Raw genomic sequence first — 17,431 nt, 5'->3', positions numbered from 1 at the left:
GCAGACCTGCAAAGAAGTTCGTGAGGGAGATCACAGAGGCCGCACGCAGGAGGATGTGACCCCTGCCGCAAATCTGTTAACTGCCGGGGATATCTTGAAAAATCAGCGCGATTCCTGCTCAGCGCGGTTGAAAATTCAAGGTAAGGTAAGCGGGTCCTGATTAGACTGCGTTAAAGTTTTGTTAACCAGCGGGAGCCAGTCATGACCATCTTGCACAGTGCGGATTTCTTTCCGGAAGGCGATTACGCGATAGCGATTGAACCGCGCGTCCCCCAGATGGCCTTTCCGGAACATCATCATGATTTTTATGAGATTGTGCTGGTTGAGCAGGGTTCGGGCATTCATGTGTTTAATGGTCAGCCGCAGACGCTCTGCGCCGGGTGTGTCTGTTTTGTCCGCGATCACGACCGCCATCTGTATGAGCAGACCGATAACCTCTGCCTGACCAATGTGCTCTATCGCAGCCCCGGCGCGTTTCGATTTCTCTCCGGGCTGCAGGCTCTGCTGCCCTGCGATCAGGATGGGCAATACCGGCCGCACTGGCGACTGAATCACAGGGTGATGGCGCAGGCGCTGAACGTGGCGGCGCAGATGCAGCAGGATGAGGCCTGGTCGCTGGAGAAGCAGGCGCGCCAGGAGCAGCTCTTTTTGCAGCTACTGGTGCTGCTGCGTGAAGCCGGTATCGACGGCCAGCGTCAGGATCAGGAGGCGCGGCTGCACCGCCTGCTCGACTGGCTGGGCGACCACTACAGTGATGAGATCGTCTGGGATGAGGTGGCGGATCGCTTCTCCCTGTCGCTCCGCACCCTTCACCGCCAGATGAAGCAGCAGACCGGCAGCACGCCGCAGCGTTATCTGAACCGTCTGCGGCTGTTACAGGCCCGTCACCTGCTGCGCCACAGCGATATGCGCATTACCGATATCGCCTTTCAGTGTGGGTTTGGTGACAGTAACCACTTCTCGACCCTGTTCAGGCGCGAATTTGGCTGCGCCCCGCGAACGGAGCGTCAGCAGATGGTGTAAGGAACCCGAAATGGCTTTGATCCTCAGTCGTGATGACTATTTTCCCGCGCCAAATCTGCCGGTAGCGATTGCCGAAAGGATGCCCCAGCCCTCTTTCCCGCCGCACCGGCACGAGTTCAGTGAGATCGTCATCGTCTGGCGCGGTAACGGCCTGCACGTTCTTAACGATCGCCCGTGGCTGATCACCTGCGGCGACGTCTTCTACATCCGCGACAGCGACTGCCACAGTTACGACAGCGTTAACAATCTGGTGCTGGATAATATCCTCTACTGCCAGGACCGTTTTGGCCTGGCGCTCGACTGGCAACAGCTGCTGCCGCAGCCGGGGCCGGATACGCCCGGCAGCTGGCGTCTGACCACCCGGGGCATGTCGCTGGCGCGTGGCGTGATCGGCCAGCTGGAGCGTGAGAGCCGCAAAAGCGATCCGCTGTCGGTGCAGCTCACTGAAGCGCTGTTTTTACAGCTGGCGCTGATCCTGCGCCGCCACGGCTATGCCGCCGACCGCCCCTGGGCCCTGCCGGAGGGGGAACAGCTCGATCTGCTGATGTCCGCGCTGCAGGGCGCGATTGCCCGCCCCTTTGATCTGGCGGCGTTCTGCCAGCATAACCAGCTCAGCGAACGGGCGCTGAAGCAACTCTTTCGGCAGCAGACCGGCATGACCATCGGTCACTACCTGCGTCAGCTGCAGCTCTGCCAGGCGAAGTATCTGCTGCGCACGCAGGCGTGCCTGATCGGTGAGGTCGCCGCCCGCTGCGGCTTTGATGACAGTAATTACTTTTCGGTGGTCTTTACCCGCGACACCGGCCTGACGCCCAGCGCCTGGCGTCAGCGTTTTATCGCCCCGCATCCGGCGCTGAAAGAGAGGGAATCAAATTAAAACGGGCCTGCTGAGCAGGCCCGTTCGATACCCTCAAGTGCTGCCGCGTTCCCGATCAGGCCGCCATACCCAGTCCCACAATATTGGCGGCGATGATAATCACCACGCAGCCGATGGAGAGCACGCTCACCGGTCGCCGCCCCGCCGATGTCCACTCTTTCATTACCAGGCCCACCAGCCCGCCGCACAGCACATAGAGGCTCATGTGCAGCATCCAGCTGACGTAATCGTACTGCGCCGGAATTCTGGCGTGTCCCCAGGCGTAGAAGAAAAACTGCAGATACCACATGGTGCCGCCGAGCACGGCAAAGGCGATGTTGGCGATCAGCAGTGGCCTGGCGACCGAAAAATCGCTGCGCAGCGACAGCCCAGGCCGGGTCGCCAGCCGCCAGAAGCAGAAGCCCAGATTGACCAGCGCGCCGCCGCCCATGATCACCACGTAGCTCGGCAAGGCGACATAGAGCGGATCGATTCCCAGACTGGCGGCGGCCTGATGCATCGGTTTCGCCGCATCCATGGCGAAGGACATTCCGGCGGAGAAGATGCCGCACATCACCGCCAGCAGCAGACCTTTCCTGAGATTAAACTCTTCGGCGTTGATCCCGAGCGCCCGCTCCTTTAACAGCCCGGCGCGCGAGACAATGGCAACACCCGCCAGCGCCACCAGCACCCCCAGCAGGGTTAAGCGACCGCCGGACGAGGCGAACAGCGCCCCGAAGCGGCCCTGCAGCAGCGGCGTCATCAGCGTGCCGACCACCAGGGTAATCCCGATGGCGATGCCGATCCCCATCGACATGCCGAGATAGCGCATGGTCAGGCCGTAGTTAATATTGCCGATACCCCACATGGCGCCAAAGAGAAACACCGGCATCAGCTGTGACAGCGTGAAACTGCGGTAGTAGGCCATAAAGTCGGGCAGTAACACGGCACTCACTGCCCACGGCAGGATCAGCCAGGACATCAGGCCTCCCACCGACCACATGGTTTCCCATGACCATCTTTTTACCTGTTTAAACGGCGCGTAGAAACATGCGGCGCTGGCGGCTCCGACGAAATGCCAGAAGATACCCGCGATAATGGCACTGTTCATTGTTATTCCCCGGTTAGGTTAAGGCCTGTCGGAAAGCTGCTGCTTCCGCTCAGCAGGCAGTCTACGTTCAGCAGGAATTCCTCAGCCTTTGGATAAGTGCCGGAAGCCACCGCGGAGTGGCAATATTTACCCGTTATTCACGTTAAGGATCACAGTTTCATCCTTGACAGTTAACCGGGGGGATAAACCGTTAAGTCGCTTATTATTCAGTGTTTTTCACGATTCTGCTGTGTGGCGCAGCACAATTTCGTGCTGACTGCCAGCTGCGCGCGCGGGATGGCAGAGGCGCAAAGAAGCCTTTCTTTCTGGCAGGCAAGGTCGTATAAACGGGGCAAACAGAGCGGGATCAGGGACTGGGATGACAACAAAGTGGTTAACGGTGATTCTTTCGCGGTCGGTGAGCCAGGTCATGCTGGATGACCTCCGGGCGATATTGCCTGCCGGGGCGATAAACGTATTCGTTAATCAGCTGGATGACACCCACTACGCCACCCTTGAGTGCCTGCAGGCAGAGCAGAACTGCGCGCTGATTGCCTCGGCGATTGTGGTCTGGCGGCAACTGGGCCACGTCCGGCATATCTGCTACAGAAAGGGCGACGTGCTGCGCGAGGAGCAGGATGCCACGCAATTCCAGCTCTTTACCCTGCTGAAAACCCACCGCGCACTCCTGCAGATCTCATGATAAGATCGCGGCCCCTCAATCGCGGTTAGCAGCAGGTAGAAAATGAGAATTGGCATTCTGTTTCCCATCGCCATCATCGTGGCGGGCGTGAGCTTTCTGGCGTGGTTCATCGGCAGCGGCCTGGCGATGCCAGGCTCCTAGGCGTCATCGCAGCTGGCTGTCTTTACTGCCGCGACGATTATATAAACTGCTGCTCTGCTGCTGTTTATCGATCTTCTCCTGACACGAGACGCAGTAGTGTACCCCTTTCAGCGCCTGACGACGCGCTTCCGGGATCGGCTCGCCACAGCGTTCACACTCGGTCGCGCTCTCGCCCTGGCCGATCGCCTGCCTGACGCGCTCGATGCCGTCGTTGACGGTGCTGTCAATCTGCTCCTGGACCGCCCCTTCTGATGCCCATCCGTTAGCCATAATGCCCCCTGTTCTGCCTGTTTCACTTCTTTAAATCTACAACAGATTGGCGATTTTGCCGCAGCACTCACCGGGTTTTGTCACTGGCTGCCAGCCAAACCCGGTGGCTGGCAGCCAGCAAAAGGTCGCGCCGGGCGATCTGCTTCACCCTGCTATCACATTACTGCAACGTATCGATAGCGAAGAGGCCGACAAATGACAACTCATCATCAACATTACATTAATGGCGAATTTGTCACCCATCAGGGTGATCAATGGATCGAGGTGACGAATCCGGCGACGGAGGCGCTGCTGTCACGCATCCCTCAGGGCAGCCGTGAGGATGCCAGCCGCGCCATCCGCGCTGCCGCCGCCGCGCAGCCGGAATGGGAAGCGCTGCCTGCGGTCAGGCGTGGCGTCTGGCTGCATAAGATTGCCAGCGCCATTCGTGAGGCCGAACCCGAACTTACCGCCGCCATCGTCGCGGAAGGAGGAAAGACGCAGGGCCTTGCAAAAACCGAAGTGCTGTTTACCGCCGACTATCTGGACTATATGGCCGAGTGGGCGCGGCGCTATGAGGGGGAGATCATCAACAGCGATCGCCCCGGTGAGAATATCTTCCTGTTTAAAAAGGCCATCGGCGTCACCACCGGCATCCTGCCGTGGAACTTTCCTTTCTTCCTGATCGCCCGCAAAGCGGCACCGGCCCTGATCACCGGCAACACCATCGTGATCAAGCCCAGCGAGCTGACGCCCAACAACGCCGCGCTGTTTGCCGGGATCATCCACAGGCTGGGCCTGCCTGCTGGGGTCATCAACATCGTCTATGGGCTGGGGCCGGAAGTAGGACAGGAGCTGGCGGCTAACCCCGGCGTCGGGCTGGTAAGTCTGACCGGCAGCGTCGGCGCGGGCATCGCCACCATGCAGGCCGCCGCGAAGAATGTCACTAACGTCTCGCTGGAGCTGGGCGGCAAGGCCCCCGCCATCGTGATGGATGATGCCGATACCGACCTGGCGGTACGCGCCATTATCGATTCGCGGATGATCAACAGCGGTCAGGTCTGTAACTGCGCAGAGCGCGTCTACGTTCAGGCGGGCATTTATGACCGCTTTATTCAGGCGCTGACCACGGCATTTAAGCAGGTGACCTTTGGCGATCCGGCCGAACGCAGCGACATCCATATGGGGCCGCTGATTACCGCTGCCGCGCGGGATCGGGTGGAGCAGAAGGTGGCGGAGGCGGTCGCCGACGGCGCGCGCGTGGTGCTGGGCGGCAAACGTGCTGGCGGCAAAGGTTTCTTCTTTGAGCCTACGCTGCTGACCGACGTGCGCCAGGAGATGGCGATTATGCAGGAGGAGATCTTTGGCCCGGTCCTGCCGGTCATGAAGTTCAGCACGCTGGATGAGGCGATCGCCCTGGCTAACGACTGCGAATATGGGCTGACCTCCTCCATCTACACGCGGGATCTTAATACCACGATGACGGCGCTGCAAAAGCTGAAATTCGGGGAAACCTACGTAAACCGTGAAAACTTCGAGGCGATGCAGGGCTTTCATGCCGGATGGCGCAAATCGGGTGTGGGCGGGGCCGACGGCAGGCATGGCCTGGAGGAGTATCTCCAGACCCATGTCGCCTATCTGCAGTTCAGATAATCGCTGGCGATGTAGTACGCGTAACCCGGCGGAATCCGTCGCGGAGGCAGGTGCCAGCCTCCGCGTCACGCGTGGCTGCGCACCGTCTGACATGCAGTGCGCAGCCAGCGCCGGAACGAGCCGCTTTATGATCGGCGCGCGTGGCGTCCGCCGGGTGCGGTCAGGCTACCCGCTGACGACAGCGCAGCAGCGCAATGCCGCTCAGTCCCGCCACCGCCATCAGGTAGTAGCCTGGCGCCAGACTGCTGCCGGTCGCGGCAATCAGCATGCTGCAGATCAGCGGCGCAAACCCGCCAAAGACTGTCACGGCCACGTTGTAGCTGATCGCCATGCCGCTGGCGCGGGTGGTCGCCGGGAAGAGATCGGCCATCACCGAGGGCACCGTGGAGAAGTAGACCGACTTGAGCAGCGCCATCCATGCCACCAGCAGGATAAGCGTGGTGGGCGTGGTGTGACTGACCATGCCCCGGAAAGCGGGATAGATGGTAACCATCAGCAACAGCAGCGATCCCCACATCAGCGGCAACCGGCCAATCCGCTCCGCCCATAACCCCATCAGCGGCGTCACCACGGTCAGGATAAGGCCCGCCACCAGCGTCGCGGTAAAGGCGACCGACCCCGGCAGATGCAGCGTGCGGGTGGCGTAGGTCGGGATGTAGTTGAGCATGTAGTTCACGGCGGTCGAGATGACCATCACGCCAATCGCCAGGGTAATCAGCGCCTTCTGCTGGCCGAACAGCGTCTTCAGCGGCGCAGCCTCTTTCTCCCGGGTGGCGAAGCTGGCCGGCTCCTGAACATGACGACGGATGTAGATCCCCAGCGGCCCGATCAGCAGGCCGAAGGCAAACGGAATGCGCCAGCCCCACGCCTGAATCTCGCTTTCGCTCAGCCAGTGGGTCAGCCCCAGCCCGAAAGCCGATGCCATCAGCGTGCTGGCCCCCTGGGTCGCAAACTGCCAGCTGGCGATAAAGGCTTTGCGCGCCGGGAAGTGCTCCACCAGAAAGGCGGTGGAACTGCCAAACTCACCACCGGCCGAGAAGCCCTGAATCAGACGCGCCAGGAGGATCAGCAGCGGTGCCGCCAGGCCCAGGGTGGCGTAGCCCGGCATAAAGGTAATGATCGCCCCGCCCAGCATCATCAGGTTAATCGACAGCAACAGCGCCTTTTTGCGGCCATGCCGGTCGGCATAGTTGCCCAGCACAACCGCGCCCAGCGGACGGATCAGAAACGAGATGCCGAAGCTGCCAAAGGTCAGCAGCAGCGACACCGCGGGATCGCTGACCGGAAAGAAGACGTGCGCGATATAGCTGGCGAAAAAACCGTAGACCGCGATGTCGAACCACTCCAGCGCGTTGCCGATGCAGGTCGCAAACAGGGTTTTATGCAGATCCGGCTTCACCGGCGAGGATGCCTGAATGTGGCGGCTCATCGTTGCCCCCTCCGCCACTGGTGGTGGCGCGCCATCAGCGATTCGCCCTCTTCACCCAGTTGCCAGAACAGACGGGTCATGATCGCCAGCCCTTCGCGGGCAATGCCGGTGAGCAGATGTTCGTTTACCCCGTGCTGACCGCAGGCGGGATAGGAGTGCGGCACCCAGAGCGTCGGCAGGCCGAGGATATCGGCAAAGACCTCGTTGGGAAGTGAGCCGCCCAGATTCGGCAACAGCGCCGGTTTCTTACCGCTGCCGCGGGCCAGGGTATCCAGCGCCCAGGCTACCAGCGGATCCTGCGGATCGAGTCGGGTGGCCGGTGAGCCGCGCATAAACGCCACGCTGACGTTGTCGAACCCATGCTGCCGCAGATGCTGTTCGACGTGCTGCACCAGATTCTGCCAGTCGGTGCCGACCACAAAGCGCAGCTGACACACCGCCGTGGCGCTGCCGGGAATCGCATTCATCGGCCGGGCCGGGTTACCGGTTTCAAAGGCCAGCACCTCCAGGGTGTTCCAGCCATAAAGACGCTCGGCCGCTGTCAGTCCCGGTTCGCCCCAGCCTGTGGCCAGCGCCGGATCGCCCGGCATCCCGCCGGGCTCGATATCGCGCAGGATGGCACGCACCGCATCGGTCAGGGAGTCCGGCTTTAACGCGGCAACCTGCAGCACGCCCTGCGCGTTCACCAGGCAGGCCAGCGCGTTTGCCAGCTGGGTGCCGGGGTTGCTCAGCAGGCCGCCCCAGTTGCCGGAGTGATAGGCGTTGTCGCGCGCCCGGATAGTCAGCCGGAAGTTGGCCGCGCCGCGTGATCCCAGGAACAGCGTCGGCCGCAGCGCGTTGAGTCGTGGGCCGTCGGAGGCGATAAAGAGATCCGCCTTCAGCAGCGCCTGCTGCTGCTGGCAGATAGCCGCTAACCCTGGCGAACTGATCTCCTCGCCCATTTCAAACAGGATTTTGCAGTTAAAGCCCAGCGTGCCGCCGCGCGCCTGCCACACCTGCTCCAGCGCCGCAAAATTGATACAGTGCTGACCTTTGTTGTCCGCGCTGCCACGGCCATAGAGCCGGTCACCCTCTTCGGTAAGCTGCCAGGGGGATAATCCCTCGCGCCAGTTCTCATCGTCACCGAACACGACGTCGCCGTGGCCGTAGCAGAGCAGCGTGGGCTTTGCGGGATCTTCGATGCGGGTGGCAATCAGAAACGGCGGGCTGCCGGGCTGCGGATTCTCAAACGGATGCAGCGTAAAGCCCATCGCCGCCAGCTGCGGCCCGATCTCCTGCGTCAGATAGTGCGTCAGCTCCGCCTGGCGGCTGGCGTGCTGGCTTTCGGTGACGCAGGCAACCCGGCGTGCCAGCAGCGTCCGGAATGCCCCGGTGTCGAAGTAGTGCATGGCCCGATCGACGGCCTGTTGTTCTGTCATGTCTGCGCTTCCTGTTATTTTTATCGTGCTTTATCTTTGACAAACTTCCTCCTTTGCCACAATTATCAATTTATCGAGTCTGCTTTGCTTTTTAAGCAACGCATCCCTGCCCTGTAATGAGGCGTTCAGCCGGAGGTACGATGTTAAGCAGCGAGATCCGCTACTTTCTGGCGGTCACAGAGTGCGGATCCTTGAGCGCCGCCAGCGAGCAGCTCTTTGTCGCCGTGTCGGCCATCAGCCGTCAGATTCAGCGCCTGGAGGCACAGGTGGGTGCCCCGCTGTTCCGGCGTCATGCGCGCGGCATGGTGCTGACCGAGGCGGGAGAGCTGTTTGCGCATCACGTACGCAAAAGTCAGCGCGATATGGCGTATGCGCTGGCGGAGATCAAAGGACTGAAGGCGGTCCGGCGCAGCCTGATCCGCATCGCCTGCACCGATGGCATGGCGTTCAGCCTGCTGCCCGGCCTGCTGGCCGAATTCCGGCAGCGCTATCCGGGGGCGCTGTTCGCCCTGAACGTGACCCACGCCCAGGGCGTGGCGGACTGCGTCCGCGCGGGCGAGTGTGATGTGGCGCTGCAGTTCAGCCTGCAGCCGGAGCGCAGCGTCGAGGTGCTCGGTTCCTGGCCAGCACCGGTGTTGCTGGCAATTCATCAGTCACATCCCCTGGCGTCCCGTCAGGTGACGCTGGCCGATCTCCACCGCTGGCCGCTGGCGCTGCCGGGGCAGCACACCACGGTGCGACAGCTGTTTGACCTCTCCTGTCAGATGAACGACTGCGTGGTCGAGCCGGTGCTGACCTGCGACTATTTCGCCGCCCTTTACCACTTCCTGCTGCATACGCCGCAGGCCGTCACCATCTGTAGCGCATTCACCCTGCTGTTTGCGGGCGAAACGCAGAATCTGGTGCTGCGATCGATGGGGGTGGATCAGTTAAGCCAGCGCACGCTGCAGCTGCAGACGGTGTCCGGCCGCCAGCGCAACGCGGCGCTGACGCTGTTCCTGGAGTTTCTGCAGCAGCGGCTGACAGACCTGGATCAGCAGGTCAGGCTGGGATAAGACGCTGGGAGACACCCGGCTGGCACCGGTTGCCGCCTTAGCGCTGATGAATCCCAGGCAGCACGCGCCTGAGAGGCGCGCATCAGCAGCGACCCACCCGGGAGGGGGTCGCGGCGTCTTACGGCTTGATATCGACCTGATAGAAGATGTGCTTGCCGAACGGATCAACCTGATAGCCGCTGACCGATTTGCGCACCGGTTCGAAGATGGTGGAGTGCGCGATCATCACGGCGGGCATCTGGTCATGCATGATCTGCTGCGCCTGCAGGTAGAGCGCGGTGCGTTTGCCCTGGTCCGGTTCGGCACGCGCTTTGGTGATTAACGTCTCAAACGGCTGATAGCACCATTTAGAGGCGTTCGATCCGCCCTGCGCGGAGGTGCAGCTGTAGAGCGGGCCAAAGAAGTTATCGGGGTCTCCGGTTGCGGTTGTCCAGCCCATCAGCGCCGCCTGATGCTCACCGCTGCGCACCCGCTTCAGGTATTCGCCCCACTCGTAGCTGACGATATTGGCTTTGATGCCGACTTTAGCCCAGTCCGCCTGAATCATCTCCGCCATCCGGCGGGCATTCGGATTATAGGGCCGCTGCACCGGCATCGCCCAGAGCGCAATTTCGGTGCCGGGTTTCACGCCAGCCTGCTGCAACAGGGCTTTCGCCTGCTCCGGATCGTAGTCGTAATCTTTCAGATCTTTATCGGCGCTCCAGACGCCCGGCGGCAGGATATTTTTCGCCACCGTGCCGGTGCCTTTGAAAATCGCTTCTATGATCGCCGGTTTGTTGATCGCCATCGCCAGCGCCTGACGAACCTTGACGTTGTCGGTTGGCGCCCTGGTGGTGTTAAACGCCAGGAAGCCGGTGTTGAGCCCGGCTTTCTGCTCCAGACTGATCGCCGGGTTGGCGCGCATTTTCTCCAGGTCGGCCGGATTGGGGAATGGCATCACCTGACACTCGTTCTTCTCCAGCTTGGCATAGCGCACGGAGGCGTCCGGGGTGATGCTGAACACCAGCCGATCGAGCTTCGCCTTGCCCTGCCAGTAGTCCGGGAAGGCTTTGTAGAGGATGCGGGAATCTTTCTGGTACTGCACCAGCTCAAACGGGCCGGTGCCGATCGGGTTCATATCGACCTTTTCCGGCGTCCCCGCTTTCAGCATGGCATCGGCATACTCTGCTGAGTGTATGGAGGCGAAATACCAGGCCAGATCGGCCAGGAACGGCGCTTCAGGATGGGAGAGCGTAAAGCGCACGGTATGATCGTCCACCCGGTCGATGCTTTTGATCAGCGTGGCGAGTTCCAGACTTTCGAAGTTGGAATAGGTGCCGCCGGAGACAGCGTGATAGGGATTTTTCGGATCCATCTGGCGCATGAACGAGAAGATCACATCGTCGGCGTTGAAGTCGCGGCTGGGGCGGAACTGTTTGTTACTCTGGAACTTCACGTTCTTACGCAGATGGAAGGTGTAGACGGTGCCATCCGGGCTGATCTCCCAGCTTTCCGCCAGACTCGGCACCAGATGGGTGGTGCCTGGCGTGAAGTCGACCAGACGGTTAAAAACCGGCACCGCGCTGGCGTCGACGCTGGTTCCCGAGGTATAGAGCTGAGGGTTAAAGTTCTCTGGCGACCCCTCCGAACAGTAGACCAGCGTTTTGGCGTTGACGCTGCCTGCCAGCGCGATTCCAGCCGTAACAAGCGCTAAGGTAGCTATCCTGATTTTCATTATTATCCTCGCTTTGTATTGACTTCCGGTGATCACAATATCTAAATGAATCATTCAGATGCTTCATTGATAGCACGATTCGGCACCATAGCGAACCCCGCGCGTGGCTGACTAATAAGGATTAGTGATGACAGACAATCTAGAGTCGCAACTCACCCGACGTTTCTTCCGTTACCTCGCCGTCAGCAGTCAGAGCGATGCGAAATCGACCTCGCTGCCGAGTACGCCGGGCCAGCACGCGATGGCCGCCCTGCTGGCGGAAGAGCTGCGCGCGCTGGGGCTGGATGAGGTGGTGATCGATGATCACGCCACGGTGACGGCGGTGAAACGCGGTAACCGCCCCGACGCTCCGCGCATCGGCTTTATCACCCATATCGACACCGTCGATGTCGGCCTGTCGCCCGATATTCATCCGCAGATCCTCACCTGGCAGGGCGACGACCTCTGCCTGAATGCAGAGCAGGATATCTGGCTGCGCCGCGATGAACATCCGGAGATCGCGCCCTACGTCGGCCAGCCGATCATCTTCAGCGACGGGACCAGCGTGCTGGGTGCGGACAACAAAGCCGCCGTTACGGTGGTGATGACGCTGATGGAGAACCTGCGGGGTGACCACGGCGACATCGTGGTCGCCTTTGTGCCAGACGAGGAGATTGGCCTGCGCGGCGCGAAAGCGCTGGATCTGGAGACGCGCTTTAACGTCGATTTTGCCTGGACCATCGACTGCTGCGAACTGGGCGAGGTAGTCTATGAAAACTTCAATGGTGCCGCCGCAGAAATCGTCTTTACCGGCGTGCCGGCGCATCCGATGTCGGGCAAAGGGGTGCTGGTGAATCCGCTGCTGATGGCCCACGACTACATCAGCCTGTTCGATCGGCAGGAGACGCCGGAGCACACCGAGGGCCGTGAGGGCTATATCTGGTTCAACGAGATTCAGGCCAACGCCAGCCAGGCGACGCTTAAAGCCTCAATTCGCGACTTCGACCTGAGCCGTTTTGCGGATCGCAAGCAGCAGCTCCGGCGGGCCGCAGAGACTATTGCAGCGCGCTATCCCACCGGCGATGTCAGCATCACGCTCAGCGATATTTACAGCAACATCAGCAATGCGCTGGGCGAGGATCGCCGGGCCATCGATCTGATCTTCAGCGCTTTTGCGGCGCTGGAGATTGAACCCAAAGTGATCCCGATGCGCGGTGGCACAGACGGTGCAGCGCTCTCCGCGAAGGGCCTGCTGACGCCGAACTTCTTTACCGGCGCGCACAACTTCCATTCACGCTTCGAGTTTCTGCCGCTGACGTCTTTTGTGAAATCTTACCAGGTTGCAGAGAAGCTCTGCCATCTGGCGGCGGGCTGAGGAGAAAACCGGGCGCAGAACGCGCCCGGTGAGCATCAGGGTTTCGCGCTGACGTCGATACCCGGGAAATACTTCTCCGCCAGTTTTTTGAGGGTGCCGTCGCTCTGTACTTTGGCGATGGCCGCATCCAGCGACTGCTTCAGCTGCGCATCATCTTTGCGCAGGCCGTAGCCGATGCCTGACCCCAGAATCGCATCATCCTCAACCGGTTTGCCAGCAAAGCCAAAACCTTTGCCCTGCGGTTTGTCCAGGAAGCCGGACTGACCGGCTGCGGACATCACCAGCGTTCCGTCGAGGCGGCCCGCGACCATGTCGTTATAGACCTGATTCTGATCCTGATAGGAGGTGACCGTCACGCCCTGGCTCTCCCAGTGTTTTTTGGCATAGGTTTCCTGAATCGATCCCTGCAACACGCCGATGTTTTTGCCGCGCAGGCTCTCTGCCGTTGGCGCCAGATTTTCACCCTTTTTCGCCACCAGCATGGTCGGAATGCGGTAGATCGGCTGCGTGAAGGCGATGCTTTTTGCGCGCGCTTCGGTGATGTTCATCGCCGAGTTGATCGCGTCAAACTTCTTCGCCTGCAGCGCCGGGATCAGCGCATCAAAACTGCTTTCCACCCAGTGGCAGGAGAAGTTACCCGCCTGACAGATGGCATTGCCCAGATCGATATCAAAGCCTTCCAGCTCGCCTTTGGCGTTGCGGCTCTCAAACGGGGGATATTGCGACTCCACACCGTACCGTAAATCCTGTGCCAGTGCCTGCACGGAGCTCATCATCCCCAGCGCGAGAAAAAGCGCGTTCAGTTTCTTCATTCTCTGTTTACCCCGAAAAGTCCTGGTTATCTGTTTCCCGGTCTGCCCTGCGCGGTGGCGCAGTTCAGTGAGAAAAAGCACAAAGCGCAGCCGCGCCCGCCTCAAGTGTCGCCTCGTCTTTGGCAAAAGAGAGACGAATCAGTTTATTGTCTGTGCCATCCATATAAAACGCCGACAGCGGAATGGTCGCCACTCCGTGATCGACGATAAGACGTTTTACCATTTCACTGTCCGGTTCGTCACTGAAATGTCCATAACTGGCGAGCATAAAGAACGACCCGGCGCTCGGCAGCAGCCGGAACGGGGAATGCTGCATCAGCGCCGTCAGCCGATCGCGCTTCTGCTGATAGAAGGCGTTAAGCGACAGATAGTTCTGCGGGTTTTGCAGATAGTGGGCAAACCCCACCTGCATCGGCGTATCGGCGGCGTACATCATAAACTGATGTACCTTGACCAGTTCGGTCATCAGCGCCGCCGGGGCCAGACAGTAGCCAACCCGCCAGCCGGTGACGTGAAAGGTTTTGCCGAATGAGGAGACGATAACGCTGCGCGCGGCCAGCTCCGGGTGCGTGGCCATCCCGCAATGCGGACGGCCATCGAACAGAATATGCTCATAGACCTCATCCGAAAGCACCACGATGTCGGTGTTGCGGATCAGCGCGGCCAGCTGATTCAGATCTTCCGGGGTCAGCACCTGCGCGCTGGGGTTGTGCGGCGTGTTGATGATGATCATCCGGGTGCGCGGGGTAATCGCCGCCCGCAGCTGATCCCAGTCGATGGCAAAGGAGGGCACCTGCAGCTTCAGCCCCACCGGCCTGCCGCCCTGCAGTCGCACCACCGGCGCGTAGCTGTCGAACGCCGGTTCAAAGAAAATTACCTCATCGCCCTGATGCACCAGAGCCGTAATTGCCATGTAAAGTCCCTGGCTGGCGCTGCCGGTGATCAGCACTTCGCTGGCCGGATCATAGCGCTGCCCGTAGAGCGTCTGCACTTTATGGGCAAGGGCCTCGCGTAAGGCAGGCAGGCCCATCATGGCGGCATACTGATTATGCCCCGCCGCCATCGCCTGGCTCACCGCGTCGACCAGCGCCGGGTCGCAGGGAAAACCGGGTGCGCCCTGCGACAGGTTGATCGCCTGATGCTGCGCCGACAGCTGGCCGATGACGCTGAAAATGGTGGTGCCGACATCCGGCAGTTTGGGGTGGATCGCAACAGGCGTTTTCAGGGACATACACTCTCCGTCAGGGAAAAACCGCTCAGATAGGCTGAACCGCTATTCAACGAGGTGTGGCTTGAGTCGGCAAGCGAAATGTCGTCATAATAGCCATGACAAAAATGCATAGCTGAGGTCTCTTGTGTCCCGTACATCGCTACCGCTGAATGCCATCCACGCGTTTCTGGTGACCGCCCGGCATCTCAATCTGACGCATGCCGCCCGCGAACTCTGCCTGACCCAGGGCGCGGTGAGCCGCAAGATAACCTCGCTGGAACAGTGGCTCGGGGTGACGCTGTTTGACCGCCATGCGCGCGGGCTGCGGCTGACCCCGCAGGGGGCCGCCCTGCTGCCCGACCTGCGCGCCGGGTTCGAGCAGATGGTTCAGGCCAGCGAAAAGATCCGCCGCACCCAGAGCAGCATCCGCCTGAAAGCGCCGACCTGCGCGATGCGCTGGCTGGTGCCCCGGCTGATGGCGCTGGAGCATCAGCGCCCGGACCTGCACGTGGCGCTGACCACTACCCTGGATCATGCCTCGCAGCTGGAGAATTTCGATGCGGCGATCGTCTATGGCAAGCCGCATCCCCAGGGGATCACTCTGTTCCGGGAATCGCTGACGCCGGTGATGGCGGCGAATCTGCCCCTGCCCGCCTCGCCCGCCGCGCTGGAGGCGCTGACCTTTCTGCATCCGACCGCTGACACGCGCGACTGGCTCTGCTGGCTGCAGGCGCAGCAGGTCACGCCCGTGATGAAGCGGAACCAGCACTTTTCCACGATGGATCTGGCGATCAGCGCCGCCATTCAGGGATTTGGCGTGGCGATTGCGGACAGCAATCTGGTGGAGAGTGATATTGCCAGCGGCAGGCTGATTAAGCCGTTCGCTGGCGAGGTGATGACGGGGGCCGTTTACAGTCTGCTGCAGCGGCCTGCCCGGGATGCGCCACCGTTCCTGGCGGAACTGGTGGCGTGGCTATGCCGGGATCAGAAGGTAACCCAGTCGCCGTTATCGGCCGGTTTAGCCTGAGCCGCACTCAGCACGGGGGCCTTCGGCGCGGCCGGTTTACCGCTGACCACTGGCGCGCTGTGCGGGGTGGCGGAGAGACGGAACTTCGCCACCGACGCCTGCAGCGCTTCCGTCTGCAGGGCCAGCGCGCTTGCCGCCGCCGAAACCTCTTCGACCAGCGAGGCGTTCTGCTGGGTCACGCTGTCCATTTCGGTCACCGCCGTGCCGACCTGAGAGATCCCCTTGCTCTGCTCTTCTGACGCGGAGGCGATCTGCTTCATGATCGCATCCACATCCTGCACCGACTTCAGAATGTTGTTCATGGTGCCGCCGGTGGTACTGACCAGCTCGGCGCCTTTGTCCACGCGCTGAACGGACTCTTCGATCAGGGTAGCGATCTCTTTAGCCGCATTGGCGCTGCGCTGGGCCAGATTACGCACTTCCGACGCCACCACCGCAAAACCGCGCCCCTGTTCACCGGCGCGGGCCGCTTCGACCGCAGCGTTCAGCGCCAGAATATTGGTCTGGAACGCGATGCCGTTGATGACGTTGGTGATCTCCGCGATCTTCTTCGAGCTGCCGGAGATGCCATCCATCGTGCTGACGACTTCGCTGACCAGCTGGCCGCCGCGCTGGGCAGTGGTGGTGGCGGTTTCCGCCAGCAGGCTGGCCTGACGGGCGTTGTCGGCGTTGAATTTCACCGTGGCGGTTAACTGCTCCATGCTGGCCGCGGTCTGCTCCAGCGCAGCGGCCTGCTCCTCGGTGCGCGAGGAGAGATCGTTGTTACCGGCCGAGATCTCCGCCGCACCGCGCGAAATGTTCTCGGTGCCGCTGCGGATGGCGCTCACCGCTTCCCGCAGGCTCTCCTGCATCGCACTCAGCAGCGGCACCAGTTTGCCGACGCAGTTACGACCGAACTCGTGGATCGGCTGGCTGAGGTCGCCCGTGGCGATCACGGCGAAATGGTTGCGGATGGTCTCCAGCGGACGCACCAGCATGGCCACCAGATAACGGTCGGTAAACAGCAGGATCAGCAGGCCGATAATCACCGTGATGGTGATGATGGTTTTGGTCATCGCGGTCAGGCGATCCACTTCCACCCGGGTGGTGTCCAGCTTTTCGGCTGCGGCCTGGTTAAACTTCTCGGCGCTGACGCCAAAAGCCCGGCTCAGCGGCGGCGTGCCGTTGTTCGCCTGCTCACGGTAGGCGTCGGCCGACGCCTGGCGGGCCAGCTGCAGCTGCGGCGTTACGCCGTCATCCAGCAGTTTCTGCCAGCTCTGAATGACCCCATCCACCACGTCCGGATTCATCGGGCCGGGTGCCAGCTGCTTAAAGCGCGCCAGTTGCTGCGTCATGCTGTCCAGCGCCTGCTGCACCGGCGCATACGCCTCATCCGTCAGCGCTTTGCCTGCGGCTTTGCTTTCCATCACGCGGGACAACCGGGTAATCACGCGAAAATATTGATCGTTGCCTTTGCTGAGCACCGTCATTTGTTCAACCAGATGGCGGTCAACATCGTTGCCTTCGCTGAGCGCGCCTAGCGAGTGGATGCTGTAAAGCCCGACGCCGCTCCAGAGCAGACAAAACAGTCCCAGAATGGAGAGCATCACTGCGCGAATGGTAAAATTTTTGAGCATTCCCATACCAAAATCCTATGCATGTTGACCCGTAATCGTCGGGCATAACGATTTATCGGCAAAGGCATGTCAAAATGTAAC

At 61.0% G+C, this 17,431-nt stretch carries 16 protein-coding genes; 8 read left to right on the top strand and 8 right to left on the bottom strand.

Annotated elements, in window-relative coordinates; genetic code table 11:
- Nucleotides 1–201: 201 nt before the first annotated feature.
- Both rhaS and rhaR read left to right on the top strand, forming a co-directional pair.
- Nucleotides 202–1,023 carry an HTH-type transcriptional activator RhaS gene (rhaS, locus tag J1C59_RS09250; RefSeq protein WP_128085310.1) on the top strand — a complete coding sequence of 274 codons (822 nt, stop codon included), beginning with the start codon at nt 202–204 and terminating at the stop codon, nt 1,021–1,023.
- A gap of 10 nt (nt 1,024–1,033) precedes the next feature.
- Nucleotides 1,034–1,900 carry an HTH-type transcriptional activator RhaR gene (gene rhaR / locus J1C59_RS09245; protein ID WP_140917240.1) on the top strand — a complete coding sequence of 289 codons (867 nt, stop codon included), beginning with the start codon at nt 1,034–1,036 and terminating at the stop codon, nt 1,898–1,900.
- Between the two features lie 55 nt (nt 1,901–1,955).
- Here the strand turns inward: rhaR and rhaT are convergent, their stop codons facing one another.
- Nucleotides 1,956–2,990 (bottom strand): L-rhamnose/proton symporter RhaT, encoded by a 1,035-nt coding sequence (gene rhaT, locus J1C59_RS09240; protein ID WP_140917241.1) that lies wholly within the window; start codon nt 2,988–2,990, stop codon nt 1,956–1,958.
- A 358-nt stretch (nt 2,991–3,348) separates the two neighbouring features.
- On the opposite strand from rhaT, the gene J1C59_RS09235 reads away from it, so the two are divergent.
- Nucleotides 3,349–3,672, top strand: a complete 324-nt coding sequence (locus J1C59_RS09235; protein WP_128085311.1) for a hypothetical protein — start codon at nt 3,349–3,351, stop codon at nt 3,670–3,672.
- A 42-nt stretch (nt 3,673–3,714) separates the two neighbouring features.
- On the top strand, nt 3,715–3,813 hold the full coding sequence (locus J1C59_RS09230) for a YoaK family small membrane protein (RefSeq protein WP_139805882.1): 99 nt from the start codon (nt 3,715–3,717) through the stop codon (nt 3,811–3,813).
- Between the two features lie 3 nt (nt 3,814–3,816).
- Here J1C59_RS09230 and J1C59_RS09225 read toward each other — a convergent pair whose 3' ends face one another.
- The gene (locus J1C59_RS09225) at nt 3,817–4,083 is read right to left on the bottom strand and encodes a DksA/TraR family C4-type zinc finger protein (protein ID WP_128085312.1); all 267 of its coding nucleotides are present in this window, start codon (nt 4,081–4,083) and stop codon (nt 3,817–3,819) included.
- Nucleotides 4,084–4,278: 195 nt separating this feature from the next.
- Here J1C59_RS09225 and aldA point away from each other — a divergent pair, with 195 nt between their 5' ends.
- Entirely contained in the window at nt 4,279–5,715 is a 1,437-nt protein-coding gene (aldA, locus tag J1C59_RS09220) for an aldehyde dehydrogenase (protein WP_140917242.1), read from the top strand.
- A 160-nt stretch (nt 5,716–5,875) separates the two neighbouring features.
- Here aldA and J1C59_RS09215 read toward each other — a convergent pair whose 3' ends face one another.
- The gene (locus J1C59_RS09215) at nt 5,876–7,144 is read right to left on the bottom strand and encodes an MFS transporter (protein ID WP_128086961.1); all 1,269 of its coding nucleotides are present in this window, start codon (nt 7,142–7,144) and stop codon (nt 5,876–5,878) included.
- Nucleotides 7,141–8,562, bottom strand: coding sequence for a M20 family metallopeptidase (locus J1C59_RS09210; RefSeq protein ID WP_140917243.1), 1,422 nt, complete (start codon nt 8,560–8,562; stop codon nt 7,141–7,143). Before J1C59_RS09210 ends, J1C59_RS09215 begins: the two co-directional genes overlap by 4 nt.
- Nucleotides 8,563–8,702: 140 nt before the next feature.
- Between J1C59_RS09210 and J1C59_RS09205 the strand changes: the two genes are divergently transcribed.
- Nucleotides 8,703–9,617, top strand: coding sequence for a LysR family transcriptional regulator (locus tag J1C59_RS09205; RefSeq protein WP_128086695.1), 915 nt, complete (start codon nt 8,703–8,705; stop codon nt 9,615–9,617).
- Between the two features lie 118 nt (nt 9,618–9,735).
- Here the strand turns inward: J1C59_RS09205 and J1C59_RS09200 are convergent, their stop codons facing one another.
- Entirely contained in the window at nt 9,736–11,331 is a 1,596-nt protein-coding gene (locus tag J1C59_RS09200; RefSeq protein WP_128086694.1) for an ABC transporter substrate-binding protein, read from the bottom strand.
- Between the two features lie 127 nt (nt 11,332–11,458).
- Here J1C59_RS09200 and pepT point away from each other — a divergent pair, with 127 nt between their 5' ends.
- Complete coding sequence (gene pepT / locus J1C59_RS09195) at nt 11,459–12,685, top strand: peptidase T (RefSeq protein WP_128086693.1); 1,227 nt, start codon at nt 11,459–11,461, stop codon at nt 12,683–12,685.
- A 35-nt stretch (nt 12,686–12,720) separates the two neighbouring features.
- On the opposite strand, the gene J1C59_RS09190 is transcribed toward pepT, so the two are convergent.
- Nucleotides 12,721–13,497 carry an ABC transporter substrate-binding protein gene (locus tag J1C59_RS09190; protein ID WP_128086692.1) on the bottom strand — a complete coding sequence of 259 codons (777 nt, stop codon included), beginning with the start codon at nt 13,495–13,497 and terminating at the stop codon, nt 12,721–12,723.
- A gap of 64 nt (nt 13,498–13,561) precedes the next feature.
- Complete coding sequence (locus J1C59_RS09185) at nt 13,562–14,728, bottom strand: methionine aminotransferase (protein WP_128086691.1); 1,167 nt, start codon at nt 14,726–14,728, stop codon at nt 13,562–13,564.
- Nucleotides 14,729–14,852: 124 nt separating this feature from the next.
- Between J1C59_RS09185 and J1C59_RS09180 the strand changes: the two genes are divergently transcribed.
- Complete coding sequence (locus J1C59_RS09180) at nt 14,853–15,734, top strand: LysR substrate-binding domain-containing protein (RefSeq protein WP_140917244.1); 882 nt, start codon at nt 14,853–14,855, stop codon at nt 15,732–15,734.
- Here the strand turns inward: J1C59_RS09180 and J1C59_RS09175 are convergent.
- Nucleotides 15,692–17,356, bottom strand: a complete 1,665-nt coding sequence (locus tag J1C59_RS09175) for a methyl-accepting chemotaxis protein (protein ID WP_128086915.1) — start codon at nt 17,354–17,356, stop codon at nt 15,692–15,694. The two genes, J1C59_RS09180 and J1C59_RS09175, sit on opposite strands and share 43 nt — an antisense overlap.
- Nucleotides 17,357–17,431: the final 75 nt, after the last annotated feature.

It is taken from the genome of Pantoea deleyi, assembly GCF_022647325.1.
Lineage (GTDB): Bacteria > Pseudomonadota > Gammaproteobacteria > Enterobacterales > Enterobacteriaceae > Pantoea > Pantoea deleyi.
Note: the sequence above shows the minus strand (reverse complement) of the source record. Positions and strands in the feature narration are given on the sequence as shown.

Bases quoted from the DNA above. Each gene is read 5' to 3' on its own strand.
- J1C59_RS09225 (WP_128085312.1), bottom strand. From the start codon at position 4,083: ATGGCTAACGGATGGGCATCAGAAGGGGCGGTCCAGGAGCAGATTGAC.
- J1C59_RS09205 (WP_128086695.1), top strand. From the start codon at position 8,703: ATGTTAAGCAGCGAGATCCGCTACTTTCTGGCGGTCACAGAGTGCGGA.
- rhaT (WP_140917241.1), bottom strand. From the start codon at position 2,990: ATGAACAGTGCCATTATCGCGGGTATCTTCTGGCATTTCGTCGGAGCC.
- rhaR (WP_140917240.1), top strand. From the start codon at position 1,034: ATGGCTTTGATCCTCAGTCGTGATGACTATTTTCCCGCGCCAAATCTG.
- J1C59_RS09215 (WP_128086961.1), bottom strand. From the start codon at position 7,144: ATGAGCCGCCACATTCAGGCATCCTCGCCGGTGAAGCCGGATCTGCAT.
- J1C59_RS09200 (WP_128086694.1), bottom strand. From the start codon at position 11,331: ATGAAAATCAGGATAGCTACCTTAGCGCTTGTTACGGCTGGAATCGCG.
- J1C59_RS09185 (WP_128086691.1), bottom strand. From the start codon at position 14,728: ATGTCCCTGAAAACGCCTGTTGCGATCCACCCCAAACTGCCGGATGTC.
- J1C59_RS09190 (WP_128086692.1), bottom strand. From the start codon at position 13,497: ATGAAGAAACTGAACGCGCTTTTTCTCGCGCTGGGGATGATGAGCTCC.
- J1C59_RS09175 (WP_128086915.1), bottom strand. From the start codon at position 17,356: ATGGGAATGCTCAAAAATTTTACCATTCGCGCAGTGATGCTCTCCATT.
- rhaS (WP_128085310.1), top strand. From the start codon at position 202: ATGACCATCTTGCACAGTGCGGATTTCTTTCCGGAAGGCGATTACGCG.
- J1C59_RS09210 (WP_140917243.1), bottom strand. From the start codon at position 8,562: ATGACAGAACAACAGGCCGTCGATCGGGCCATGCACTACTTCGACACC.
- pepT (WP_128086693.1), top strand. From the start codon at position 11,459: ATGACAGACAATCTAGAGTCGCAACTCACCCGACGTTTCTTCCGTTAC.
- J1C59_RS09230 (WP_139805882.1), top strand. From the start codon at position 3,715: ATGAGAATTGGCATTCTGTTTCCCATCGCCATCATCGTGGCGGGCGTG.
- aldA (WP_140917242.1), top strand. From the start codon at position 4,279: ATGACAACTCATCATCAACATTACATTAATGGCGAATTTGTCACCCAT.
- J1C59_RS09235 (WP_128085311.1), top strand. From the start codon at position 3,349: ATGACAACAAAGTGGTTAACGGTGATTCTTTCGCGGTCGGTGAGCCAG.